The sequence below is a fragment of the Desulfoluna sp. CYM3A genome (genome assembly GCF_056829965.1).
This window is the reverse complement of record NZ_CP186556.1, coordinates 3,127,278-3,150,332: the sequence shown is the minus strand read 5'-3', so window position 1 is coordinate 3,150,332 and position 23,055 is coordinate 3,127,278. Positions and strand designations below refer to the sequence as shown.

At 58.9% G+C, this 23,055-nt stretch carries 22 protein-coding genes; 17 read left to right on the top strand and 5 right to left on the bottom strand.

The window, feature by feature from the left end; all coding sequences use genetic code 11:
* Positions 1-700 precede the first annotated feature (700 nt).
* The 9 genes from ACOYW1_RS16050 (at position 701) to ACOYW1_RS16010 (ending at position 7,885) form a co-directional block, all read left to right on the top strand.
* Entirely contained in the window at positions 701-1,696 is a 996-nt protein-coding gene (locus tag ACOYW1_RS16050) for a TRAP transporter substrate-binding protein (protein ID WP_482415689.1), read from the top strand.
* Between the two features lie 83 nt (positions 1,697-1,779).
* The gene (locus ACOYW1_RS16045; protein WP_482423587.1) at positions 1,780-2,157 is read left to right on the top strand and encodes a TRAP transporter small permease; all 378 of its coding nucleotides are present in this window, start codon (positions 1,780-1,782) and stop codon (positions 2,155-2,157) included.
* Positions 2,048-2,329 (top strand): TRAP transporter small permease, encoded by a 282-nt coding sequence (locus ACOYW1_RS16040; RefSeq protein WP_482423586.1) that lies wholly within the window; start codon positions 2,048-2,050, stop codon positions 2,327-2,329. The genes ACOYW1_RS16045 and ACOYW1_RS16040 overlap by 110 nt, the downstream gene beginning before the upstream one ends.
* A 12-nt stretch (positions 2,330-2,341) precedes the next feature.
* On the top strand, positions 2,342-3,625 hold the full coding sequence (locus ACOYW1_RS16035) for a TRAP transporter large permease (protein ID WP_482423585.1): 1,284 nt from the start codon (positions 2,342-2,344) through the stop codon (positions 3,623-3,625).
* Between the two features lie 117 nt (positions 3,626-3,742).
* Entirely contained in the window at positions 3,743-4,123 is a 381-nt protein-coding gene (locus ACOYW1_RS16030) for a RidA family protein (RefSeq protein ID WP_180143332.1), read from the top strand.
* 107 nt (positions 4,124-4,230) lie between these two features.
* Positions 4,231-5,232 carry a D-cysteate sulfo-lyase gene (gene cuyA / locus ACOYW1_RS16025; RefSeq protein WP_482423584.1) on the top strand — a complete coding sequence of 334 codons (1,002 nt, stop codon included), beginning with the start codon at positions 4,231-4,233 and terminating at the stop codon, positions 5,230-5,232.
* Between the two features lie 167 nt (positions 5,233-5,399).
* Positions 5,400-6,152, top strand: a complete 753-nt coding sequence (gene cuyB / locus ACOYW1_RS16020) for a cysteate racemase (RefSeq protein ID WP_482415693.1) — start codon at positions 5,400-5,402, stop codon at positions 6,150-6,152.
* A 260-nt stretch (positions 6,153-6,412) separates the two neighbouring features.
* On the top strand, positions 6,413-7,048 hold the full coding sequence (locus ACOYW1_RS16015) for a GntR family transcriptional regulator (protein ID WP_482418851.1): 636 nt from the start codon (positions 6,413-6,415) through the stop codon (positions 7,046-7,048).
* 213 nt (positions 7,049-7,261) lie between these two features.
* Positions 7,262-7,885, top strand: coding sequence for an arylesterase (locus tag ACOYW1_RS16010; protein ID WP_482423583.1), 624 nt, complete (start codon positions 7,262-7,264; stop codon positions 7,883-7,885).
* Positions 7,886-8,010: 125 nt separating this feature from the next.
* On the opposite strand, the gene ACOYW1_RS16005 is transcribed toward ACOYW1_RS16010, so the two are convergent.
* The gene (locus tag ACOYW1_RS16005) at positions 8,011-8,412 is read right to left on the bottom strand and encodes a helix-turn-helix domain-containing protein (RefSeq protein ID WP_482415695.1); all 402 of its coding nucleotides are present in this window, start codon (positions 8,410-8,412) and stop codon (positions 8,011-8,013) included.
* A 55-nt stretch (positions 8,413-8,467) separates the two neighbouring features.
* Between ACOYW1_RS16005 and ACOYW1_RS16000 the strand changes: the two genes are divergently transcribed.
* Positions 8,468-9,250: a DUF3179 domain-containing (seleno)protein gene (locus ACOYW1_RS16000; RefSeq protein ID WP_482423743.1), complete on the top strand. Its 783-nt coding sequence runs from the start codon at positions 8,468-8,470 to the stop codon at positions 9,248-9,250.
* An 82-nt stretch (positions 9,251-9,332) separates the two neighbouring features.
* On the opposite strand, the gene ACOYW1_RS15995 is transcribed toward ACOYW1_RS16000, so the two are convergent.
* Together ACOYW1_RS15995 and ald are read right to left on the bottom strand one after the other, a co-directional pair.
* Positions 9,333-10,679, bottom strand: a complete 1,347-nt coding sequence (locus ACOYW1_RS15995) for an alanine/glycine:cation symporter family protein (RefSeq protein WP_482423582.1) — start codon at positions 10,677-10,679, stop codon at positions 9,333-9,335.
* Positions 10,680-11,180: 501 nt separating this feature from the next.
* Entirely contained in the window at positions 11,181-12,281 is a 1,101-nt protein-coding gene (gene ald, locus ACOYW1_RS15990; protein WP_482423581.1) for an alanine dehydrogenase, read from the bottom strand.
* A gap of 114 nt (positions 12,282-12,395) precedes the next feature.
* On the opposite strand from ald, the gene ACOYW1_RS15985 reads away from it, so the two are divergent.
* A complete protein-coding gene (locus ACOYW1_RS15985; protein WP_482423580.1) occupies positions 12,396-12,614 on the top strand; it encodes a hypothetical protein in 219 nt (72 codons plus the stop codon).
* A gap of 57 nt (positions 12,615-12,671) precedes the next feature.
* Here the strand turns inward: ACOYW1_RS15985 and ACOYW1_RS15980 are convergent, their stop codons facing one another.
* Together ACOYW1_RS15980 and lpdA are read right to left on the bottom strand one after the other, a co-directional pair.
* On the bottom strand, positions 12,672-14,294 hold the full coding sequence (locus ACOYW1_RS15980; RefSeq protein WP_482423579.1) for a sigma 54-interacting transcriptional regulator: 1,623 nt from the start codon (positions 14,292-14,294) through the stop codon (positions 12,672-12,674).
* 375 nt (positions 14,295-14,669) lie between these two features.
* Positions 14,670-16,103, bottom strand: a complete 1,434-nt coding sequence (gene lpdA, locus ACOYW1_RS15975) for a dihydrolipoyl dehydrogenase (RefSeq protein ID WP_482423578.1) — start codon at positions 16,101-16,103, stop codon at positions 14,670-14,672.
* 227 nt (positions 16,104-16,330) lie between these two features.
* On the opposite strand from lpdA, the gene ACOYW1_RS15970 reads away from it, so the two are divergent.
* The 6 genes from ACOYW1_RS15970 to lipB all read left to right on the top strand — a co-directional run bounded on the left by ACOYW1_RS15970 (position 16,331) and on the right by lipB (position 23,008).
* Positions 16,331-16,792, top strand: a complete 462-nt coding sequence (locus ACOYW1_RS15970; RefSeq protein ID WP_482423577.1) for an Lrp/AsnC family transcriptional regulator — start codon at positions 16,331-16,333, stop codon at positions 16,790-16,792.
* 364 nt (positions 16,793-17,156) lie between these two features.
* Positions 17,157-18,428, top strand: a complete 1,272-nt coding sequence (locus tag ACOYW1_RS15965) for an aminomethyl transferase family protein (protein WP_482423576.1) — start codon at positions 17,157-17,159, stop codon at positions 18,426-18,428.
* Between the two features lie 149 nt (positions 18,429-18,577).
* Positions 18,578-18,976: a glycine cleavage system protein GcvH gene (gene gcvH / locus ACOYW1_RS15960; RefSeq protein WP_180143359.1), complete on the top strand. Its 399-nt coding sequence runs from the start codon at positions 18,578-18,580 to the stop codon at positions 18,974-18,976.
* Between the two features lie 118 nt (positions 18,977-19,094).
* Positions 19,095-20,426: an aminomethyl-transferring glycine dehydrogenase subunit GcvPA gene (gene gcvPA, locus ACOYW1_RS15955; protein WP_482423575.1), complete on the top strand. Its 1,332-nt coding sequence runs from the start codon at positions 19,095-19,097 to the stop codon at positions 20,424-20,426.
* On the top strand, positions 20,423-21,880 hold the full coding sequence (gcvPB, locus tag ACOYW1_RS15950; RefSeq protein ID WP_482423574.1) for an aminomethyl-transferring glycine dehydrogenase subunit GcvPB: 1,458 nt from the start codon (positions 20,423-20,425) through the stop codon (positions 21,878-21,880). Before gcvPA ends, gcvPB begins: the two co-directional genes overlap by 4 nt.
* Positions 21,881-22,354: 474 nt before the next feature.
* Positions 22,355-23,008, top strand: a complete 654-nt coding sequence (lipB, locus tag ACOYW1_RS15945; RefSeq protein WP_482423573.1) for a lipoyl(octanoyl) transferase LipB — start codon at positions 22,355-22,357, stop codon at positions 23,006-23,008.
* Positions 23,009-23,055 lie beyond the last annotated feature (47 nt).

The following is a 23,055-nucleotide window of genomic DNA, read 5'->3' as shown; positions in this document are numbered from 1 at the left end:
GCCCCTCCTGTCCGGTTCCGCTTTTGAATAAGAAGGGTGGATGCGTGATCCTTGCTCGATTGGGTGTCTGAGGATCCGGTGATTGAGTTTTTTGCATGCTGATGCGGACATGTGCGGCCCGGTAACGGGCACACGGCGTCCCCTGGATTTGAGGGGCAGCGAAACCGCCTCAGCTTAACATAGGGTACCGTCCACGTTTTTGCCGCCCGGCCCCGAAGTCAGTGGCCAGACCGGCAGAGACCATGGCGATGGCGCAAACGCCATATGAGACGGCACCTGTCATGCGGCAGCATCATGGTTGATGATGTCTCGATCCGCAGCACGGGTCGAGGGCAGCATGAAAAAAGAAAACGGTCTTTCCACAAGGGGAGGGCCGTGCAGGCGAAGTTGGAATGGGTTGTTTCCCGTCTCCGTTTTTAAGGGCACTGCGTGATTCACCACAGCATGCACAGCCCACGGCGTAAAAAAAACGGTAACAAAACGCTTGCCAGCTGAGACTCAGCATGTCACGTTTTGCGTGCGGGGGTGGCCCGCATGCGAAGATGTCCCCTGGCAACAGGGGACCCGTCTCCTTCATTGGGGTCCAGGGACCGGATTACTCTATATGTGTCAAATGTATACATTTGATATGTGTAACTTGAGCTCCGGCCTCCAGGGAAGGGTGGCGGAACCTTTGACACAACGAAGTTAGGAGGAAGTGATGTTCAGGAAATTATGTATCACCGCCATCGCAGTTCTCGCCATGGTGATGACCGTTCAGGGTGCATCCGCCAAGCAGATTTTCCGAGTAGGGATGGGCGATGCCATTGAATCCGATCAGGGCGCTATGGCTAAGCAGTTCAAGTGGATTGTCGAGTCCCTTTCCAACGGTGAAATCGAAGTTCAGCTGTTCCCCAACGGTGCGCTTGGAACCGAGACCGAGATGCTCCAGAACTCTCGTCGCGGTACCCTTGACATGGCGTTCATCGGTGTGGGCAACGCTGTGCCTTTCGTGAAGCAGCTCGGTACCCTCACCATGCCCTACCTTATCGAAAGCCACTACGATGCCATCCAGGCAACCACCGGCGGCCTCGGTGCTCACTGGAACGAACTGGCTATTAAAAAAGGTGGTTTCCGTATCTTGGGTTGGACCTACTCCAACTTCCGCTACATCACCAACTCCAAGCGTCCCGTTAAGAAGCTTGCTGATGTGAAGGGCCTCAAGATCAGGATCCCCCAGAACAAAATCATCATGGCAACCCTCAAGTCCTGGGACGCAAACCCCGTTCCCATGGCTTGGTCTGAGACCTTCACCGGCCTTCAGCAGGGTGTAGTCGACGGTCAGGAAAACCCCTACATCGTAAACTACACCACCAAGTTCCATGAAGTTCAGGACTACCTGACCGAAGTACACTACCAGTACTCTCTGCAGCCCCTCATCGTGGGTGAGCGTTCCTGGAAGAAGTACGACGAGAAGACCCGTGCACTCCTCACCCGTGCAGGTATCGAAGCGCAGCAGTACTGCATCGCTTTCCAGATCCTCGAAGCTGAGCATGCCAAGCAGGGCATGATCAAGGGTGGTGTTGAAGTCAGCACTCTCGAAGACGAAGCCGAGTGGAAAAAACTGGCCATCGAAAAAGTATGGCCTGAGTACTACGACTTTATCGGTGGCAAAGAGAACGTCGACCTGGTTCTCAAAGCTCTCGGTAAGCAGTAGTAACTGATTAGAAAAGGCGGCAAAAGGGACTCTACGATCCCTTTTGCCGCCCAGTGCTCAACCGGGTGAGGAGATGAAGCCCCATGTTTGCAAAGCGCTTGCTTAAATTTTTAGATAATATTGAAAGCTATATATGCCAGATTTTGCTTAGCTTCTTTGTTGTCATTCTTTTTCTTCAGATCGCACTTCGAGTCTGTTTCAACTACGTTATTCCCTGGAGTGAAGAGATTTCCCGATTTGCGTTTGTCTGGTTCGTCTTTTTCGGCGCAGCCTATGCAGCTCGACTGGCAGCTCACAACCGCGTGATGATTCAGTTCAAGCTGCTTCCCAAGGCTGGTGCAGGACGTCGCCATGGTGGTGACAGACCTGATCTGGATTTGTTTCAACGTGGTGATGATCAAAAAGAGTATCGAGGTCATTCGAGATCTGACCGAGTTCCCCTTTCATTCTCCCGCCCTTGAATGGTCCATGGCCTATGTCTACTGGATCTTCCCCATCAGTTTTGCCCTGATGACCATTCGAATCATCCAGGTGGACATCATGAAATACATTCTCAAAATCGAAATCAAGGATGTTGATTCCGTGGATCTTGAGGAAACCCAAAAAATGCTCTCTGAAGCAGAAAAGTCTTAGGAGGAAAAGGACATGTCGGCTGCAGGTATTCTGTTCATTTCTTTCGCTGCTCTGCTTTTTATGGGCGCGCCCATCATGGTGTCACTCGGCGTGGCAGCCATGGCGGCTTTCTTTACGGTGGGTCAGGACCTTTCTACCCTCGTACAGGTTGCATTTTCTTCGGTTAACCAGTTCCCCATCATGGCCCTTCCGGCCTTTGTGCTCTCCGGTGCGCTGATGGAGAGTGCGGGCATCTCACGTCGACTCGTGAAGGTGGCCGAGTCCATGGTCGGGTCCCTTGACAGTGGCCTTGCCATCTCCACCACGTTGGCCTGTATCTTCTTCGGTGCGATTTCCGGCTCCGGCCCTGCAACGACAGCGGCTGTGGGCATGCTCATGATTCCGGCCATGATCAAGCGCGGGTACGATCCCGGCTACGCATCGGCTGCAACCGCCGCATCCGGCGGTGTGGGCATCATCATTCCCCCCAGTATCCCCATGGTTATCTATGGCGTTACTGCCCAGGAATCCATTACCGAGATGTTCATGGCGGGCGTTGTTCCCGGCCTCCTCATCTCCGTGGGCCTCATCATCGTTCATGTGTTCCGCTGCCGCGGCAAAGGGTACGGCCAGGGCATGCCCAGCCTCTCTATGAAGCACGTTGGCAAGACCATGAAAGAGGGCTTCTGGTCCATCCTGGCGCCCGTGGTTATTCTCGGCGGTATCTACTCCGGTATGTTTACCCCCACCGAGTCAGCCATCGTGGCTATCTTCTACACGCTTTTCGTGGGCATCTTCATCTACAAGGAGCTCACCATCAAAGGACTCATGGAGTCCCTTGAGACCACCAGCTGGCTTACCGGTCGAGTGCTTGTGATCATGTTCACCGCTTACGCCTTCGGTCGCCTCCTGGTTCAGTACCGAATTCCCGACATGATTGCCGAGCTGCTGCTCTCCGTGACCTCCGACGTCCATGTTATCTGGCTGTTGGTTGTTCTCTTCCTCCTCTTCATGGGGATGTTCATGGAGACCCTGGCCATCATCATGCTGGTAACACCTGTTCTTCTGCCCATCATGACCGGCCTCGGCGTGGATCCCATCCACTTCGGTATCGTTCTGGTCTGCTGCTGCGGCGTTGGCTTCTCCACACCGCCTCTGGGAGAGAACATGTTCATCGCCTCCGGTATCGGCGGGGTGACACTGGAAGAGATCTCGGTGAAGGCTCTTCCCTTCTGCGCCATTACCATCGGTGTGATTCTCATCATGGCTTACTGCCCCACCATCGTGATGTGGCTGCCCCGGGCCATGGGATTCTAATCCACCGGGCCTTTTCTTTGATAACACGCGCCGACTCGGTCGGCGCCTATATATAACGTGCAACCAAAACGTGTTCACGCGGATTTTGCGGAACAACGTACAACATGGAGTGAACCCATGAGCAAAAAAGCAATTCATACGGACAATGCGCCCGCCGCAGTTGGTCCCTATTCCCAGGCAGTGGTTGCCGGTGGACTTCTCTTTACTTCCGGCCAGCTTCCCATCGACCCTGCCACCGGCAAAATGCCCGAAGGCTCCATCGAAGCGCGCGCCCATGCTTCTTTCAAGAACCTGGCCGCCATCGCTGAAGAAGCCGGCACCACCCTTGCCAAGACCGTGAAGACCACCGTCTACCTGGCAAACATCGCTGATTTCCAGGCGGTAAACGCCGTCTACGCCGAGTACTTCCCCGAGCCCTTCCCCGCTCGCAGCGCCTTCCAGGTTGCTGCGCTGCCCCTGGGCGCCGATATCGAAGTCGAAGCGATCATCGCACTGTAAAAAGAAAAAGAGTTTCGGGCGACGGTGGTGTTCACCTCGCCCGACTGACGGACCTTGCAGATAGATCCGGTAAATATTCATTACTTATTAGTAAGGACTTAACGAAAATGAATTTCACTAAATTTCCCCGTCGTGGTTACCTCCAGGGTCAGACTCCCATTGAGCCCATGAAAAACCTCAGCAAAGCCCTCGGCGGCAAAGTGAACCTTTTCGTCAAGCGTGACGACCTGCTCCCCGGTGCTTCCGGCGGCAACAAGACCCGTAAGCTTGACTTCTGCATTGCCGACGCTCTGGAAAAGGGTGCTGACACCATCATTACCTGTGGTGCCATCCAGTCCAACCACTGCCGTCTGACTGCTTCCTGGGCCGCTAAAGAAGGCCTTGAGTGCCACCTCGTCCTCGAAGAGCGCGTAAAAGGCACTTACAAAGAAGACGGCAGCGGCAACAACTTCCTCTTCGAACTGCTCGGTGTTAAAACCAAGCGTGTTGTTGAGGGTGGTTCCAATATGATGGCTGAAATGGAAAAAACCGCAGCCGAGCTCAAAGCTGCCGGTAAAAAACCCTACATCGTCCCCGGCGGTGCTTCCAACGCCATTGGCGCCCTGGGTTATGCCGCATGTGCTGAAGAGATGATGGACCAGCTCAACACCATGGGCCTCAAGATCGACCACGTGGTTGTTCCCTCCGGCTCTGCTGGTACCCACGCAGGTATGGTTGTCGGTATGACCGGCACCAACGCCAACATTCCCGTTTCCGGTATTGACGTATCCAAGCCTGCAGCCGATCAGGAGCCTGGTGTTTACAAGCTGGCTCAGGAAACTGCTGAGCTGCTGGGCATCAAAGGCGGCATTGAGCGTGACGCCGTTAAGTGCTACGGCGAGTACGTTGGCCCCGGCTACTCCGTACCCTCCGATGCCATGGTAGAAGCAGTGAAGCTCTTCGCTGCCGAGGAAGCCATCCTCCTCGACCCCGTCTACACCGGTAAAGTTGCAGCAGGTCTCATTGACCTCGTACGCAAAGGCGCCTTCCCCGAAGGTTCCAACGTGCTGTTCCTGCACACCGGCGGTTCCCCCGCCCTCTACGCATACCTCGACACGTTCCGTGCGTAGCGTGTTAGGATGACCACTGTTCCGTAACGGATCAGTGTGCAGCCCTGCTCTCCTGTGCGGTTCGGGCCGTCCGGCATTTCGTTTATGGGGCTTTGGTTTGTATGGGAGACCATACGACGTGATGCCGGATGGCTGCCAAGCGGCCGATCCGGTCTTTGGGAGACAAGATGGAAAAAACGTGTCAGCAGCCCGGAGCGGAGAAAATTCCGGGAATCCTGGGAGGCATGGGGCCTGAAGCGACGGTTGACCTGATGCAGCGCATCATCGCCCTGACCCCTGCTTTGGATGATGTCGATCACCTGCGATGCATCGTGGACAACAACCCCAAGGTGCCTTCACGCATGAAGGCCATCATCGACGGGGACGGGGAAGATCCCGGGCCCTGCATGGCGGACATGGGCAAGCGCCTCGAAGCCTGGGGAGCCGATTTTCTCGTGATCCCCTGCAACACGGCTCACCATTATTATTACAATGTGGCCGATGCGGTCTCTATTCCCGTGGTCCATCTCGTGGACCTTGTGGTGGAGACGGTGGTGACCAACAACCCCGGTATCAAAAAGGCGGGGGTCCTTGCCTCCACGGCCGTTTTGATCACGAAACTCTACGAGACCCGCTTTGCCGCGCGTGGCGTGGACGTGGTTTACCCCGACGCACCGGTCCAGGATCAGCTCCTGGGGGTGATCCGTCGTGTCAAGGCCGGTGAGACCGGCGACAAAGTCCGGCAGGACTTTTCGGACATCTGTGCCCACCTGGCATCCAAGGGCGCTGAGGTCGGTATTCTCGGATGCACGGAACTGGGTATCATCGGCGGGGGCGAGCTGCCCATCCGCAGCGTGGATGCAGCCGATGTCCTTGCCCGGGAGATTGTGGCGGTTGCCCGTGAGGGGAAGATGCCCCATACCGAGTTATCCGCACCTTGACAAAGAGGGCTGTACGAAATAAACAAGGGTGTGTTAAAAAGGACAGTTTTGAACTCAAGTCCTGATCCTGCCCTTGCGACCCTTTCTCACACCCTTGTCGTTTGCCGCGTTACCAGCGGCGGGGTAATCTGCTCCCTGGGGAGTAACCCATTTTTTCCGGGCCGCCTGTTCCGGGCAGGACCCTTTTTTGTTTTACTTACGTCGCGTATTTAAGATTCCGACTGGCAGGAGAAAAGACTTTGGACAACAATGTATCTTCGATGAAGTCCCTTGTGGCTTATGAAAAGATTCGTGATATGATTCTTACGGGTGTGAAGTTGCCCGGCACCCGGCTCGTGCTGTCGGACCTTGAAACGGAGTTGGGCATCGGCAGAGGGCCCATCCGGGAAGCCCTGATGCGCCTTGACCGATCTGGTCTGGTGAAGAACATTCCCTACAAGGGCGCCGTGGTGGCCAGCCCGCCTTCGCGCAAAGAGATTTCCATTATCTTCGACATGCGCGTGGACCTGGAATCCCAGCTCGCCGTGGAGGCGATGCACAACATCACCCCCGAAAAGATCGCCGAACTCGAAGAACTCCACAGCCGCATGGCCAGTGTGGACGCGGATTTTTACACCCTGGATCGCGAGTTTCACAAGACCATCTACGAGGCGTCCAATCTTCCCCACCTCTGCTCCATCGTGTACAAGCTCATCGAATCCGTGGAGACCTTTCTCAATCTTTACCGCCAGGAGATCACCGACTGCCACAAGTTCTCTTTCGAGCATGGCCAGATCCTTGCGGCCATCAAGGCCAAGGATGAGGAGCAGGTTCGTTCCGTGCTCCAGAGCAACATCCGAAGCGGCCTTGAGGTAGTGGAACGCTCTTTTTCCCGTCTCATTCGAAAGCCGGTATAACCAGTCGTCCCGGGTGCGCCTGACGTGCGTCCGGTTTTTATCGGCTGCTGCCGCTCCTGCACGTTACGCTATGGCAATGGCGGCACCGACTGGACCATTGGAATGTTTTTTGCCGTTGCTGTCTGCTGAACCGTTGCTTCTTAAGTTGGCAGACCTTCCTTTGAAAGATGTGCTGAACGGGTTGCCCTGGGGCAGCCCTGATTGGGGGCGGTCATGAGCAAACGCATCCTCTTCATTGCCATCGTGCTGGTTCTTGTTGTCGCTGTCTGGTCTCTCCGCAGGCCGGGCACCCACCGGTCTGTCCGCAACGCACCTCCCATCCATTCCACCATCGTGGCCTTCGGCGACAGCCTCACCTCCGGGGTCGGCGCCGGGCAAGGCGGCTCCTACCCTGACCAGCTTTCGGCACGTATCGGGCGGGAGGTCATCAACCTGGGAGTCCCCGGGGAGACGACCCGAAGCGCCATGGCACGGCTTGATGATGTGCTGGGGTACGAACCCGGCATCGTGCTTATCACCCTTGGGGGCAATGACCTGAAAAACGGGGTGGACAGGGATCAGGCCTTTCAAAACCTGGCGTCCATCATCGGGGTGCTCCAAGAGAGCGGGGCCATGGTGATCCTGGGAGGCATCGACATCCCTTTCTGGGGGCGCGACTTTGGAGCGGGGTACCGGGAGACAGCCGACGCCATGGGGGCGGTGCTGGTGCCCGACATCTTCGAGGGTATTCTGGGCAAGCCAGGCCTCATGAGCGACAGGATTCACCCCAACGACAAGGGGTACGGCATCATGGCGGACCATTTTTTTAAGGCCCTCAAGCCTTATCTGTCCCGGTAAGCTTTTCACTTATGCGACGACAGCCATTGAGCCCTTGACCTTATATCTGCCGTTTTTTATCCTTAGCCCTTAGCCCTTAGCCCTTAGCCCTTAGCCCTTAGCCCTTAGCCCTTAGCCCTTAGCCCTTAGCCCTTAGCCCCTTTCCTTCTCCGCTTTTTCCCCCAGTTTCCTTTAACCCGCTTTCCTTTTGCCATTTCTATCTGCTCTTCCAGGGGAACGGTGCGGTCGTGCTGTTTAGCGATATCGTAGCCTTCCTGGGTCAGGTACGAGGCATACCCCATGGTGTCGTGGTCGGTAATGCCCAGGGTGGACAGCCGCTTCAGGGCCACGGCCACCGCAGCCTTGCCCAGGCCCAGGGCTTCTGCCAGGTCCTTGTTTTCCACGATTCCCGGCGGCCCGTTCCGGTCCCAGGCAAGGGCCAGGTGCCCCAGGACCTCCCATTGCACCACCCGTCCTTCGTCCTCCAGCATGGCGGCGAGGCTGCGGACCTTGGCTTCCAACTCTTCGTATGTGGGTTTGTTTTCCATGGTTTGAGTGTACCACAGGAGGCGGGGGCGTTTCCTGGCTGTGTTTCAGGTTAAGATGGCAGCCTCCGGCGGCCCTGCCGGGGGCAACTTATTTTTTGAATGCATTGGCCCTGATAAGCTTTGCCCTCAGGTGACCGGGCAGGGTACCCCATGGTATACTGGGCGTATCATGCGCCCGGAATCGGGCAAAGGGAGGCTTTCAATGAACATCAGATGGAAACGAGTATGGGCCTTTGTGCTGGCCCTGGTTATATGGAGTGCCCCGGTCACTGGGCCAGGCCGGGAGCGCAGGGGAGACCGTGTGTGGATCGTGGACCGCCTGGGCGACCGGTGGGAGGTAACCCAGGCCGAGGCCCTGGGATTTGAGCCGGAGAAGTTCCAATACGGCATTGGAAAGGATGCCATTGTTCCCCTGGATGAGAGGGCTTTCTCCTCGGCACCGGCTGATGTCCGGGACCGGGAGAGGGTCATCGGGTTTGGGTCGGATGAGGAGGCCCGGGCTGTCTCGGTGAGGATCCTGGCGCGCCATGAGATCCTGAATACCAGACTGAAAGACGTCTGGGTTGCGGCGGCATACTGACCGCTCGTGGACCTGTCGGCTGTGTACAGCCGAGAACTGAACGGAGAGCCCCTGACCCTTGCCCCTTCGGGGTGGACCTATGGGGATACTTTTGTTCTCTATGACAAGGAGAGCGGCAGCCTGTGGTACCCCGACGGAAAGGGGCTCCTGGCCATTGACGGGCCCCATGCCGGAAAACGGCTCCCGGAGATTGGCCATGAGGACACCTCGTGGTACCTGTGGGAAAAGGCCCACCCCAAGACCCGGATCGCCGATTGAGGCGAACGGCGTGGTCGGACGGAAGAAAAACCCGTCCCCTGAGACAGGGGACGGGTTTTTTTCGTTTCAGTGCCCTTACGGGCTACTTCCTGTAATGGTTGTCGAAGTAGTCCCGGGTTTCGCTGATGATGACGGGGGTCAGTGCAAGAAGGGCGATGAGGTTGGGGAAGGCCATGAGGCCGTTGAAGATGTCGGCCAGGGTCCATACCAGGTCGAGCTTCAGGGTGGCCCCGATGCCCACGAAGATCACGAAGATCACGCGGTAGGGCATGATGGCTTTTTCGCCGAGCAGGTATTCAATGGATTTCTCGCCGTAATAGCACCAGCCGAGGATGGTGGAGTAGGCAAAGAGGATGAGGCCGATGGTGACGATGAGGCCCCCGCCGGGCAGGGCGCCCTGAAAAGCGAAGGTGGTGAGCTCGGCTCCGTTTTTGCCGCTGGACCAGGTGCCGGTGATGATCAGGACCAGGCCGGTCATGGAGCAGACGATGATGGTGTCGATGAAGGTCTGGGTCATGGAGACCAGGGCCTGGGTGACGGAGTGCTTGGTCTGGGCTGCGGCGGCTGCGATGGGCGCGCTGCCGAGGCCGGATTCGTTGGAGAAGACCCCGCGGGCAACGCCCATGCGGATGGCCAGCATGACGCCCGCGCCGAGGAACCCGCCGGTGGCGGCGGTGGGGTTGAAGGCCTGGGTGATGATCAGGGTCAGGGCCGAGGGGATGGCCTTGGCGTTGAGGATGAGGATGACAAGGGAGCCGACAATGTAGAAGACGATCATGATGGGAACCAGCACGCTGGTGACCTTGCCGATGCTCTTGATGCCGCCGATGACCACAAGACCCACGAAGATCATGAGGATAACGCCGGTGACGCCTACGGGGATGTTAAAGGTGGCGTGTACCGCATCGGCCACGGAGTTGGACTGAACCATGTTGCCGATGCCGAAGGCTGCAATGGAGGCGAACAGGGCAAAAAGAACCCCCATCCAATTCCATCCGAGGCCGTTGGCGATGTAGTACATGGGGCCGCCGCACATGTTGCCGTTTTCATCCTTTTCACGGTACTTCACGGCGAGAACGGCCTCCGCGTATTTGGTGGCCATGCCCACCAGGCCGGTGACCCACATCCAGAACATGGCGCCGGGGCCGCCCACGGCGATGGCCGTGGCCACACCCGCGATGTTACCGGTGCCCACTGTGGCGGAGAGTGCCGTCATCAGGGCCTGGAAATGGGAGATGTCACCGTCGCCTTCATCTCCTTCTTCCCTGCGCTTGACAAGGGCCAGGTAGAGGGAGTGAAGCAGGGTGGTGAACTGAATTCCCCGAAGGGAGATGGTCAGCCACAGCCCTGTGCCCACGAGCAGGACAAGCAGGGGGACGCCCCAGATAATGCTATCGATTTTGTTCAGTAACCCGATAAAGTTCTCCATAAAATTCCTCCAGTGGTGGTGTGAGATTGCCTATATGCACCGGGCGGTGCCTCCCGTCCGGGATATATGGTGCCTTAGCCATGGCGGCTTCACAACCCGCAGAAAGAAAAAGAAGTTATCGGAAGGCCGGGTGCCGGAGCGTTAACTTCTCGCATGGAATAGAGAAATGAAATATGTGAGGTGGGCGGGCGGAGAGCCTGTCGTCTCCATATGAGAAAGAACTGTGTTGCGGCGATGTTCTTAAGGGAAACGGAAGTTAGTAGACCATGAATTGAAAAAATAATCAATATCCGCTTTTAAATATGGATAAAATTGCCGATGGGGGGCGGCCAGGCAGGTGGCTGGTTTGTCTTTGTGAGCAAGTCGGGTGCGCTGACTCGCATGACGATATGCTCGCTTCGGGTACAGCCCGGTATGCCCCAGGGGCGGGCCCCCTGTGGGGAGGCCCTGGCTGTGGGGTTTGGTGGTGGTGGTGGGGGGGCGGTTGGTTATTTCAGGAGGTCATTGGCTCGGGGGATGCGCAGCCGAAGGCGTCGGAGACCCCTTTGTACGTGATCTTGCCTTGGCCAGGTTGACGAGCTTGATGCCGTCGATGATTGCAGTGCCGTTTCTCCGGAGCTCTTTGTTCTGGATCTCCACCGCGTAGGGCAGGGTGGCGTTGGTCAGGGCGATGGTGCTGGTGATGGGGACAGCTCCGGGCATATTGGCCACGCAGTAATGGATGATGCCGTCCACCTCGTAGATGGGGTTGCCGTGGGTGGTGGGTTTGGAGGTTTCGAAGCATCCGCCCTGGTCGATGGCCACGTCCACGATGACGGCTCCGGGTTTCATGGTGCCGAGCATCTCACGGGTGATGAGCTTGGGCGCCTTGGCCCCGGGAATGAGGACGGCTCCCACCACCACGTCCGCCTCGCGGATCAGTTCACGCACCGTTGCCGGAGAGCTCATCATGGGGAAGCAGTTTTTGGGCATCACCTCGCCCAGATGGCGGAGGCGGTCCAGGTTCATGTCCAGCAGGTAGACCTTGGCACCGAGTCCGCAGGCCATCTGGGCTGCGTTGGTGCCCACGATCCCCCCGCCGATGACCACCACCGTTGCCGGGGGCACGCCCGTGACCCCGCCCAGGAGGATCCCCCGTCCCCCATGGACCCGCTCCAGGTACTTGGCAGCCTCCTGGACGGACATGCGTCCCGCCACCTCGCTCATGGGGGTGAGAAGGGGCAGCCCCCCCGAGGTGTCTTCGATGGTTTCGTACGCGATGGCGACGGAATCTGTTTTGAGAAAGTCCCGTGTGAGCCCCTCGTCGGCGGCAAAGTGCATGTAGGTGAAGACGATCTGACCTTTTTTCACCATGGCGTATTCGGACGGCTGGGGCTCCTTGACGTGCATGACCATGTCGGACCGGCTGAAGACTTCGGCCGGGGTGGCGACGATCTCCGCCCCGGCTTCCACATACATGGCATCGGAAAAGCCGCTGCCCACGCCGGCGCTTTGTTCCACGAGCAGGGTGTGCCCGTTGGCGGTCATCACTTCAACCCCGGAGGGGGTCATGGCGACACGATTTTCCTCTGACTTGATCTCTTTGAGGATACCTACGATCATTGAAACCTCCATGGGACCGGCCACGGCCGGCCTGTTGTTCGGCGGGGATGAGCCCCGCCGGGGATTGTGAACGTCGGGTGAGGACGGCCCCGCAGGGGAGGGGGGCGTCCGGTCATGGAAACAGAGAAGAGCAAAAACGCTGCCACGAATGAGCAGAGTGGAAAAAAAGAGGCTGCAAGGCAGGAATACCGCCCGGTGTATCGGAGCCAATGGGCGGGCGCAAGGCCTGAGAACAGGGACGTTGCGTCCGTCGCCAGCCCTGGGATAGGAGAACCGGAAAAAAGCGCAGAGGGGCTTCCGGGTGGTGGTGGGGGCAGGGCTAAGATGGTTTGAAATCGCACCGTATTAGCTCCATTTAGATCGGTTGTCCTTTGAAAACAACGTGTTGTTTTAGTGGTACGAATACGTTCCGATGGATCGTTTTGTTTCCACGCGGATGCCGTACTTTTTGATCCTGTTGAGCAGGGCGGTGTGGGTGAGGTTGAGGTGAGCGGCGGCTTTACGGATGCTTCCGGCATCCTTCAGGGCCCGGATGATCAGGTCGGTCTCAAACTGGGCGGTGAGCTCTCGCAGCCCGCCTTGGGGATCGGGAGACTCGGCATCGGCTGCGGGGGCAAGGTTGGCCTCGTGGCTGAAGAGGATGTTGGCGTGCTTGACGATGTGGCCGTCCCCTAAAATGGCGCCCCGCTCCATGACGTTTTTCAGTTCGCGGACGTTTCCCGGCCAGTGGTGGCCCATGAGTTTTTCCATGGCCGCTTCGGAGATGGTCTGGCGGGGGTTGTTGAGTTTTTCGGTGAGCAGGTCGAGGAAATGGGGGGCAAGGAGGCCGATGTCCTCCCGGCGCTCCCGCAGGGGAGGGATGTGCACGGGAACCACGTTGATGCGGTAGTAGAGGTCCTCGCGAAAGAGGCGCTTTTGGACCATCTCCTCTAAATTTTTGTTGGTGGCGGTGATGATGCGGGTGTCCACGGGGATCTCCCGGGTACCCCCGATGCGCCGGACCAGGCCCTCCTGTAGCACCCGGAGGATCTTGGCCTGGGGACCGGGGGGCATCTCACCGATCTCATCGAGAAAAAGGGTTCCCCCGCTGGCCACCTCAAAGAGGCCGGGTTTGCCCTTTTTCCGGGCCCCGGTGAAGGCCCCTTCGGCGTAGCCGAAGAGTTCGCTCTCTAAGAGGGGCTCGGGCATGGCCGCACAGTTGATGGCGATGAAAGGGCCGGTGCGGCTGCTTTCAAAGTGGATGGCCCCGGCAAAGAGCTCTTTGCCTGTGCCGCTCTCGCCCCGGACGGAGACCGTGGCGTCGGTGGGGGCGATGCGCCGGGCCAGCAGCACGGCGTTCTTGATGCCCTGGCTGGTGCCCAGGATGCAGTTGAAGCTGGCGGTGGTGGGGGAGGCGACCTCCCTTGCCATTTTCTGCACCTCCCTGAGTTCCTTCATGAGCACCACGGTGCCCACGGAACGTCCCCCTGCATCGTGGATGGGTTGGGCCGAGGCGTAGAACTCCACACGCCCGTCGGGGGTGACCACGGACTCCCGTCGGCTCAAGGGGCGTTTCTGGGCCATGCATTCCAGCAGGATGTTGCCGTCGGGCTTGATGTCCCGGATGTTTTTGCCGAGGAGCTGGGCCGCGTCGTGGCCCAGGATGCGGCAGGCCACGGGGTTGATGGTAGTGACAAGGCCCTTTTCGTTGGTGGCGATGATGCCTTCGGAGACGCCGTCAAAGACGGCCTGGTGGTGTTTTTCCCTGCGCTCCCGGGGGAGGGTGCGGACAAGGCGGACAGACAGGGCTCCGGGCAGCCCGTGGAAGGCGGTGACCAGTGATGCCGGAGACGGGTGGGGGCCTGTGGGGCGGGTCAGTTCGATGTAGACGATGGCGGCTTCTCCGTCCTGGATGACTTCCATGGACAGGATGTTGAGCCCTTTGTCCGTGACTTCGCGCGTGAGATCGGCCACGACGCCGATGCGGTCGGAAAATTTAAGCTCCAGTTTCAAACTCTCAGCAGAGTGGGTCATGGGCCGCCGTCTGGTTGGAGGTTGGGTGTTATGCACTTTAAAAAATTCTGTTTTTTACTATAGCACAGACGCGAAGGGCCGCAAGCTTTAGGTTTTTGGGAGAAACGGGCAAGGATTTTTCGCTATCGTGGCACCTCCTCCCTTGCCGCCGGAGGTGCTCAGATGAATTCTGATTCCGAGAATGTTACGACACTGAGTCCACACCGTTACAGAACGTGTGACAATACCCGTATAGTCACACGCTTTGGTGGCGGGCGCAGCCCGCGGCGAACGCCATTGCGATTTGCCCTGAGGAACGAAGGGCGAAGCGCAATGGCAATCAGCTTTCGAGGTGGCTCACCTCGCCGCCGGAGGCATGCTTTTTGTGTTTTTCGACTACCCGTGCAGGGCGTTGCCGGACGCTTTTAACGCGACTTCCAGCATGGCCTCGGCCAGGGTGGGGTGGGCGTGGATGGTTTTTGCCAGGTCCGTGACGGTGAGCCCTTTGTTGACGGCAAGGGTGCCTTCGGCGATGAGGTCGGTGGCGTGGGGCCCTGCAATGTGGACGCCCAGGACTTTTCCGGTGCCTGTCTCCGAGACGATGGAGGCCTGGCCCGCGAGTTCGCCCAGGACTTGGGCCTTGCCGATGGCGCGGAAGAGGACGGTGTCGGTGCGCACGTCGAGCCCTTGGTCGCGGGCCTGGGCTTCGGTGAGGCCGGTGCAGGCCACCTCGGGCATGGTGAAGATGGCGTTGGGAACGGCCGTGTAGTCCATGGTGCGATCCTCGCCCATGATGTTTTCGGCAGCCACCATCCCTTCGGCCGAGGCCACGTGGGCCAGCATGATGCGTTCCGGTCCGGTGATGTCCCCGATGGCGTAGATGGACGGATCGCTGGTGCGCATGCCGTCGTCCACCCGGATCCAGCCGCGGTCGTCCACGGTGACCCCGGTGTGCTCCAGGCCGATGTCCGAGGAGTTGGGGCTGCGGCCCACGCAGAAGGCCACCATGGCAACCTCTTCGGTGAGTATTTCCTTTTCTTTGGCCGTGGGGTTGTCGGCAAAGGGGGAGGGACCGATGGTGACCCGGGCGCCCTCGCCCGTGGTGTCCACGCCGGTGACCGTGCGGTTGGTGTACAGTGTGATCTTTTTCTTTTTCATCTCCCGGGTGAGGAGCTTGGAACACGCCTCGTCCACGGAATCGATGGGCAGGACCCGGTCCATGCCTTCGATGAGGGTGACCTTGGCCCCCAGGGCGTTCAGGATAAAGGCAAATTCACAGCCGATGACACCCCCGCCCACGATGGCGATGCTCTCCGGCACTTCGGAGAGGCTCAGGATCTCGTTGCTGGAGACCACGCGTTTGCCGTCGAAGGGAAAGGCTGACAAGGCCATTGGCACGGTACCCGTGGCGATGATAAGATTATCCCAGTACAGATCGCTGGTTTCACCGTTTTCATCGGTTACGGCGAGGCTCCCTTTTCCGGTAATTCTGGCCGAACCGCGGACCCAGGTGACCCCGGCCCGTTGGAAAAGCGCCAGAATGCCCTTCTGCTGGGTGGCGATGATCGAGCGCTTGCGCTCCATGAGGCGCGCCATGTTCACGGTGACGTCTCCCACCTGTTCAAGCCCGAAGGTTTCGCTTTGGGCCATCTTCTCCATCAGGTCGGCACTGGTTTTCATGATTTTCGAGGGGATGCACCCCCAGTTGAGACAGGTGCCGCCGGCGCCCTCTTTTTCAACGACAGTAACCTCGGCGCCTAAGGCCGCGGCTTTCAGGGCAGCCACATAGCCGCCGGGTCCGGCTCCGATAACGATGATTCGTTTTGCCATGCCTTTTCTCCTTGGTGCGGATGCCCCGCTTTCTGTCATCCCTGGGATGTGCAGGCCGCTGTGGGGAGGGGAACGGTCGGTGGGAAGCGGCTCGGCCCGCGGGGCATCGGTTGAGGAAATCTGAATTTGTTGCTTTGAGTGTTATTAGGGAATACATCAAAAAAAGTCAACATCATTGCTGGAAACATGAATGTTCTAAAAAATTATTGACAGAAAGTGAAAAAATTATGTTTACTGACGAGCGAAAGAACACAACGGACAAGCGAGAGTCTATGAACATCGACGAGACCCACATCGCCATCATGAAGCTGCTTCGGGACGGACGGCGCTCTTTCAAGAAGATCGCCGAAGAACTTTCCATCACCGAAAACACGGTCCGGGCAAGGGTCAGGCGCCTTCAGGATGAGGGCGTCCTTGATGTAACCGGCCTTGTGAACCCCGAATCCCTTCGGGGGCACCGGGTGGTGATTGTGGGGATGAACATCAGCCACGTCAATCTCGTGGACAAGGGAGAAGAGATCAGTCGCCTCAAAGGGGTGGTGTCGGTGAGCGTTGTCACCGGTCGATACGATCTGATCGTTCAGGTTCTGTTTAAGGAGGGCTACGGGCTCCTCGAATTTTATACCGAAGAGCTCTCCAAGGTAAAGGATATCCAGTCCGTTGAAACCTTTGTGGTGTACAAGGGGTAAGACGAAGGTACCCTGTATATCTGTTGTAAATGAATCAGAAGGTGGTGGCCCGCCATGGGGCGGACCCACCGGGCGGTCCGGGGCGTTCCGGCGGAAGGAGGGTGGTTCCCCTTCAGCCGGTGTGCCGCCTTCGAGAACTCTGGCAGGTGGTGATGATGTCTCGGGTTTTCAAGAAAAGGACAGGTTTCATCAGGTGGTTTACCGCTGTATCCTTTCACGCTTTTATCCTTTCCCTCTCTCGATTTTTCTCCTCTCTCGGCGTTTCAGCGATTGACTCAGCATGTCTCCTCGTTACTGACCCTGCATTGCATTTGTCCGGGGTGGATTCCGTGTCACGATGATGTCAACCGGAAAGGAGATGCGTATGGATTCGACGGTGAGGGGCCTCGCGCACGCCTGGCACTGTGACCATGGTGCCAATATGGCCGATTTTGGCGGCTACGAGATGCCTCTGTGGTACGAAGGCGGAACCCGGGAGGAGCACATGGCCGTGCTTACCTCTGCCGGGCTCTTTGATACCAGCCATATGGCCGTGATCCTCGTGGACGGCGGGGGGGCTCGCGACCTGCTCCAGGAGTGCTTCAGCAAAGACCTCGACCACTGCATCGGAAAGGATCCGGGGCCCCTGGTGCCGGGCAGGGCCGTTTACGGTGCGTTTTTAAACGAAAAAGGCCATGTCATCGACGATGCCCTGGTCTACAAGATGGCGTCCGATCGCTTTATGGTCTGCGTCAACGCGGGCATGGGCGGTGCCATCGCCATGGAGCTGGAGCGGTTTTCAGACGGGCGCCTGAGCCTCATCACCGATCTTACCGACAGCCTGGGCAAAATCGACATCCAGGGCCCGGGCGCCGCAAAAATCCTGGGGGCCGTTCTCAGGGACCCCGAAGCGGTCTTTGACTCCATGCCCTACTTCTCTTTTAAGGGCCATTTTGACGATCGCGCTCCCCGTGCCGGGCAGGTCAAGCTCCTCGACGGCACGCCCATTCTTCTTTCCCGTACCGGTTACACCGGTGAATTCGGATTTGAACTCTTTGTGATCCCGGAGAAAACCGAGGCCGTGTGGGCGGCCCTTCTTAACGCCGGAAAAGACGCAGGCATTCGCCCCTGTGGCCTCGCCTCCCGGGATTCGTTGCGCACCGGGGCCGTGCTCCCCCTTTCCCATCAGGATATCGGAGGGTGGGCCTTCCTCAACCACCCCTGGGATTTTGCCTTACCCTGGAACGCTGAAAAGACGGCGTTTACGAAAGGCTTCCGGGGCGATGGCGCGCTGCTTTTCCCTACGGAGGTATTTTATACCGCTGCCTTTGCAGGCTTTGACCCACGGAAGGTTCCCGCCGGGGAGGAGAGCTGCGTGCTCACCGAGGACGGAGAAGCCATCGGCACCATCCTTACCTGCACCACAGATGTGGCCCTGGGACGCCAGGACGGGAACATCGTGTCGTCGGTTTCGAACACCTTACCCGAGAAGGACCGAAGTTCGAGGCTCTCCTGCGGATTCGTAAAGCTTACCCGGGCCCTGGCCCCCGGGACCACCGTGGTGCTTACCCACGGCAAACGCAAGGTGCCGGTGGAGATTGTCTCGGACATCCGCCCCGGACGCACCGCACGGCGCCCCATACGCGAGATGCTGTAACGACGGGACTCCGGATCGCCGGAGCCCTGTCTCGATCCCGGGCCACTGGCCCGGATATATCACCCACATGAGACAACCCGTTCGCCGGACCGGCCGTGTCACCCGTCGGTCGGCCCGGGGCAGGACGCAAACCCTGCAAAGGAGACCCCATGAAAGAGATCAGTCAGCTTGTGTTGCCGGAAGATGTCAAGTACGCCACCGACCACGAATGGACCAGGACCGAGGGTGACGAGGTTGTCATCGGTATCACGGATTACGCCCAGGACCAGCTCGGCGACATTGTGTTCGTGGAGCTTCCCCAGGTTGGGGACAGCTTTGACAAGGGCGAGGAGTTCGGCACCGTGGAGTCGGTGAAGGCTGTCTCCGAGCTGTACATGCCCATTGGCGGTGAGATCGTGGCCGTCAACGAAGCCCTTGAAGACGACCCGGCCCTGGTCAACGGCGAACCCTACGGCCAGGGGTGGCTGATCCGTGTAAAACCGGCGGACCTGTCCGAGGTGGAGGCGCTGCTCGACAAAGCTGCGTACCTGGGGCTTTTCGACGCCTGAGGGGCTGGCAACACTGTGTCACCCCCATGAACGGCGCGGGCCATCCCGTGGCTCGGGCCGTGCATGGGAAGGGGGAGTGCCCCTACCCGGATTTTTTCAGCATAAGAGGAGTTTTGCGATGCGTTATTTGCCCCATACCCCGGAAGACATCCACGAGATGCTCAAGGTCATCGGTGTCGATACCGTGGACGACCTCTTCCACACCATTCCTGCCGCGTGCAGGAGCTCAAAACCCATGGACCTTCCCCCGGCCATGAGTGAGTGGGACCTGAATGCCCACATGGATTCCCTGGCCGCCACCATGGCATCCTCCAGTGAATACCGCGTGTTCATCGGGGCGGGAAGCTACAACCACCATATTCCCTCGTCTGTTCCCTACCTTCTCTCCCGCTCTGAATTTGCAACGGCCTATACCCCCTACCAGCCTGAAATCAGCCAGGGGACCCTCCAGGGAATCTACGAGTTCCAGACCCTGGTCACCCGCCTCCTGGGCATGGACGTTGCCACGGCCTCCCACTACGACGGCGCCACAGGACTCTCCGAAGCCCTGTTGATGGCCGTGAAAAAGACAAAACGCAAGAAGGTTGCCGTCTCCGCCCTCTGCCATCCCTTTCACCGGGAGGTGATCCGCACCTACATGGATCCTGCCGGGGTGGAGGTGGTGGAGGTGCCCTATACCGCGGAAGGGCGCACAGACCTTGCGGCCCTTGAGGCCATGGGTGACGTCGCCGCTGTTGCCGTTCAGTCCCCCAACTTCTTCGGGGTGGTGGAAGACCTGAAGGGCTTTTCCGATGCCATCCATGCGCAGAAAGGCGTGATGATCGCCTCCTTTACCGAGGCCATTGCCTGGGGCCTGATGAAAAATCCCGGCAGCCAGGGCGTGGACATCGTGGCAGGAGACGGCCAGAGCCTGGGGATTCCCAAATCCTTCGGCGGGCCCGGCCTGGGCCTTCTGGCCAGCACCAAGGCCCATATGCGCCAGCTCCCCGGACGGCTCGTGGGGACCACCACGGACTTAGACGGCAAACGGGGCTTCGTACTCACCTTGGCGGCCCGTGAGCAGCATATCCGGCGGGAGAAAGCCACCTCCAACATCTGTTCCAACAATGGCCTCTGCGCCATGAACGCAGCCATGTACATGGCCTCCCTGGGGGGCAGCGGTTTCCGGCGCCTGGCCCAGATCAACCACAACAAAGCCGAGTACCTGAAAAAGGCCCTGGCCGGGGCAGGAATTGAGATTCCCTTTGCATCACCTACCTTCAATGAGTTTGTGGTGAAGTTCCCGGAAGGGTTTGAAGCCACCTACGAGCGCCTCCTGGCCAAGATGGTGGTGGCGGGCCTTCCCCTGGAACGTTTTTATCCGGAGCTTCAAGGGCACTATCTCCTCTGCGTGACGGAGACCCTCTCGAAGACCGATCTGGACCAGCTGGTCAAGGAGGTGACGGCATGAGCGGCTACAGACAAGGCGATTCCGGCCTGATACTCAACGAGCCTTTGCTCTGGGAAAAAGGGAAAAAGAGGGCAGTTACGGGGTCTGCCAGGTGCGATGTGGACGAGGTCTCCTTTGAAGGGGAGCTGGCAGGGGAGGGGCCCGACTTTCCCGACCTCTCCGAGGTGGAAGTAGTGCGCCACTACACCCGTCTGTCCACCTGGAACTTCGGCGTGGATACCGGCATGTATCCCCTGGGGTCCTGCACCATGAAGTACAACCCCAAGGTGAATGAGCGTCAGGCAAACCTCACCGGCTTTGCCGACGCCCACCCCCTCCTGCCGGAAGTGCGGACCCAAGGGGCTTTAAAGCTCATGTACGACCTGGAGCACTTTCTCATGGAGCTTACCGGCATGGACGCGGTGACCCTCCAGCCCGCAGCCGGTGCCCACGGTGAGCTCACCGGGATTCTCATGATCTACGCCTACCACAAGAAGAAGGGGCAGGTTCGCACGAAAATGCTGGTTCCCGACACCGCCCACGGCACAAACCCGGCCAGCGGCGCCCTCTGCGGCTACACCCCGGTGGCGGTTCCCGTCAACGGCGAGGGGATCATGCGGGTGGAAGACGTCCGGGAACTCATGGACGAAGACACCGCAGGCATCATGGTAACCAACCCCAACACCCTGGGGCTCTTTGAGGAGAACATCCGTGAGATCTGCGAGATCGTCCATGACAAAGGCGGCCTGGTCTACGGGGACGGCGCCAACCTGAACGCCATCATGGGCTATGTGAAGATGGGCGAGATCGGCGTGGACGTCATGCACTTCAACCTCCACAAGACCTTCTCCACGCCCCACGGCGGCGGCGGGCCCGGCTCCGGCCCTGTGGCCGTCAACAAGACCCTTGAACCCTTCCTCCCCGTTCCCCGGGTGGAAAAAATCAAGGACACCTACCGCCTGGTGACGGACTACCCTGACTCTATCGGCCGCATGATGACCTTCTACGGCCACTTCGGTGTCATGGTAAGGGCCTACAGCTACATCCTCTCCATGGGGGCCGAAGGGCTCAAAGAGGCCAGCGCCCACGCCGTCCTCAACGCCAATTACATCAAGGAGCGCCTCAAGGACACCTTTCACCTGGCCTTCGACAAGACCTGCATGCACGAATGCGTCTTCTCCGATGCCCGCCAGGAAGAGGACGGGGTCACCACCCTGGACATCGCCAAACGGCTCATCGACTACGGCTTCCATCCCCCCACCATCTACTTTCCCCTGGTGGTGCACGGAGCCCTCATGATCGAGCCCACGGAGACGGAGACCAAAGAGGACATCGATAACTTCATCGACACCCTGAAAGCCATCGCCAAAGAGGCCAAGGAGTCCCCCGAACTCCTGAAAAACGCCCCCACGCGAAGCAAAGTCAGGCGCCTCGATGAAACCGCTGCGGCTCGAAAGCCGTGCCTTTGCGGATAACCAGAGGGGCGAAGGACGAAAAACATGCCTCCGGCGGCGAGGGTGGCGAAGCCACGATAGCGAAAACACCTCGAAAGCATATTGCCCTTGCACTTTTTCCTTCGTTCCTCGGAGGCGGAGTTGGCTCGGGCTTCGCCCGAAGCATATGGTGATGGTTTATACGAGCAATACGACAAGCTTCGAAGGATTGGAGCTCGTTGTCGTAACGCATTGATTATCCGATTTAACCGGGCTGCCTCCGGCGGTGAGGGCTGCGATATACTGAATGTTTATGACATGCGTAACGAACCCGCTTATGCCTCGCGGCTCTGTTTGGCGGCGTGATCTAATAAACGGTGAAAGGTCGATAGAAATGGAGCGCCGCACTCCTGTGCGGCTTTTTCGCCCGTCGGGACCCGTGCCGCACAGGAGTGCGGCGCTCCAGGGGATAAGGGAGCCGGGGGGGGCTTGATGCGGTTGTGGGAGGGGCGAGTGATGAATAACGCAAAAATCCTTGAATTGCCGTTAACCGCCTATAAAGAGGTGCATGGCCTGCAAAAGCGGTTGGTGTCCATGCGCCTTTCCGGGGAGCTTGACGACGATGTGGTGATCTTGGTGGAGCACCCGCCGGTGTATACCCTTGGAAAGCGGGGCGGGCGCGAGAACATCGTGGTCTCCGGAGCATTTTTGAACGAGCAGGGAATCTCCGTGGTCCAGACCGAGCGGGGGGGGAACATCACCTGGCATGGTCCGGGGCAGCTCGTGGCCTATCCCATTGTGAACCTGGACGAGGCGCGCATGGGCGTGGCCGATTTTGTGGGGGCCCTGGAACAGGTGATGATCGAGACCCTGGATGCCTTGGGCGTCTCTGCCCGGTCCGATGCGGTGAACCGCGGTGTCTGGGTGGGAGACGCCAAGATCGGGAGCGTGGGGATCCGGGTGAACCACGGGGTCTCCTTCCACGGCCTGGCCCTCAACGTGGCCCCGGACCTTACCTTTTTTTCCTGGATCAACCCCTGCGGGCTTGCCGTTTCCATGACCACGGCCGAACAGGAGCTGGGCCGAAAGGTGAGCATGACCGTTGCACGGAGTGAGATGAAGCGGGCCTTTGGGGCGCTTTTCCCGAAGGAGTGGTGGAAACGACATTGAATGAGCTGAATGGTTATCCTTCGGCCATACAGGGATGCCTTCCGGGG

Bases quoted from the DNA above. Each gene is read 5' to 3' on its own strand.
- ACOYW1_RS15980 (WP_482423579.1), bottom strand. From the start codon at position 14,294: ATGACCCACTCTGCTGAGAGTTTGAAACTGGAGCTTAAATTTTCCGAC.
- ACOYW1_RS16005 (WP_482415695.1), bottom strand. From the start codon at position 8,412: ATGGAAAACAAACCCACATACGAAGAGTTGGAAGCCAAGGTCCGCAGC.
- ACOYW1_RS16040 (WP_482423586.1), top strand. From the start codon at position 2,048: ATGGTGGTGACAGACCTGATCTGGATTTGTTTCAACGTGGTGATGATC.
- gcvH (WP_180143359.1), top strand. From the start codon at position 18,578: ATGAAAGAGATCAGTCAGCTTGTGTTGCCGGAAGATGTCAAGTACGCC.
- ACOYW1_RS16045 (WP_482423587.1), top strand. From the start codon at position 1,780: ATGTTTGCAAAGCGCTTGCTTAAATTTTTAGATAATATTGAAAGCTAT.
- ACOYW1_RS16050 (WP_482415689.1), top strand. From the start codon at position 701: ATGTTCAGGAAATTATGTATCACCGCCATCGCAGTTCTCGCCATGGTG.
- gcvPB (WP_482423574.1), top strand. From the start codon at position 20,423: ATGAGCGGCTACAGACAAGGCGATTCCGGCCTGATACTCAACGAGCCT.
- ACOYW1_RS16035 (WP_482423585.1), top strand. From the start codon at position 2,342: ATGTCGGCTGCAGGTATTCTGTTCATTTCTTTCGCTGCTCTGCTTTTT.
- cuyB (WP_482415693.1), top strand. From the start codon at position 5,400: ATGGAAAAAACGTGTCAGCAGCCCGGAGCGGAGAAAATTCCGGGAATC.
- ald (WP_482423581.1), bottom strand. From the start codon at position 12,281: ATGATCGTAGGTATCCTCAAAGAGATCAAGTCAGAGGAAAATCGTGTC.
- lpdA (WP_482423578.1), bottom strand. From the start codon at position 16,103: ATGGCAAAACGAATCATCGTTATCGGAGCCGGACCCGGCGGCTATGTG.
- ACOYW1_RS15970 (WP_482423577.1), top strand. From the start codon at position 16,331: ATGTTTACTGACGAGCGAAAGAACACAACGGACAAGCGAGAGTCTATG.
- ACOYW1_RS16030 (WP_180143332.1), top strand. From the start codon at position 3,743: ATGAGCAAAAAAGCAATTCATACGGACAATGCGCCCGCCGCAGTTGGT.
- ACOYW1_RS15995 (WP_482423582.1), bottom strand. From the start codon at position 10,679: ATGGAGAACTTTATCGGGTTACTGAACAAAATCGATAGCATTATCTGG.
- ACOYW1_RS16015 (WP_482418851.1), top strand. From the start codon at position 6,413: ATGAAGTCCCTTGTGGCTTATGAAAAGATTCGTGATATGATTCTTACG.
- lipB (WP_482423573.1), top strand. From the start codon at position 22,355: ATGAATAACGCAAAAATCCTTGAATTGCCGTTAACCGCCTATAAAGAG.
- ACOYW1_RS15965 (WP_482423576.1), top strand. From the start codon at position 17,157: ATGGATTCGACGGTGAGGGGCCTCGCGCACGCCTGGCACTGTGACCAT.
- gcvPA (WP_482423575.1), top strand. From the start codon at position 19,095: ATGCGTTATTTGCCCCATACCCCGGAAGACATCCACGAGATGCTCAAG.
- ACOYW1_RS15985 (WP_482423580.1), top strand. From the start codon at position 12,396: ATGGAAACAGAGAAGAGCAAAAACGCTGCCACGAATGAGCAGAGTGGA.
- cuyA (WP_482423584.1), top strand. From the start codon at position 4,231: ATGAATTTCACTAAATTTCCCCGTCGTGGTTACCTCCAGGGTCAGACT.
- ACOYW1_RS16010 (WP_482423583.1), top strand. From the start codon at position 7,262: ATGAGCAAACGCATCCTCTTCATTGCCATCGTGCTGGTTCTTGTTGTC.